This is a genomic window from Photobacterium chitinilyticum (genome assembly GCF_004104355.1).
Taxonomy (GTDB): domain Bacteria; phylum Pseudomonadota; class Gammaproteobacteria; order Enterobacterales; family Vibrionaceae; genus Photobacterium; species Photobacterium chitinilyticum.
Map to the genome: position 1 here is coordinate 1 of NZ_RJLM01000209.1, position 425 is coordinate 425.

Annotated in this window: 1 protein-coding gene; it reads right to left on the bottom strand. The window is 32.7% G+C overall.

Translation table 11 applies throughout. The annotated features are described in order from the left end of the window. Positions 1-211: 211 nt before the first annotated feature. The coding region (locus EDI28_RS28260) for a group II intron reverse transcriptase/maturase (RefSeq protein ID WP_164918643.1) at positions 212-425 on the bottom strand (214 nt) is incomplete at its 5' end.

Here is a 425-nt window from a genome sequence, read left to right on the forward strand (position 1 = left end):
TTTGCATTTTTCATTGCACACGGCTTTCCCTATGTATACATCTAAAACTAAATTCCTTTCCCTAGTTGGGACTATAAGAAAGTTGAATACTCAGTTGATTCAATCCTTACTGCATGAACATTTCAGAATAAAGATGGATGAATTTTTTGTTATATCTTCAGTTATCAGTTATAATTTCCATTTTTTTATATAATTATAATAGCATAACCAATCATTCATGATTGACCAAATCATTGATACAAATAATATCCAAATACCAAACCCGCCCTCTATATAACCTCCACAAAGTAGAAGAAGCTCTTGGAAAGATCAAAGAAAGCACTTGTTCGTCCTCCGTAAGGAATTCTTCTAATAATTCCGAACCTAATCTTTTCAAAAAAGCACGTACAGTACTTTTGTGTTTACGAGCCAAAGTTCGAGCACAA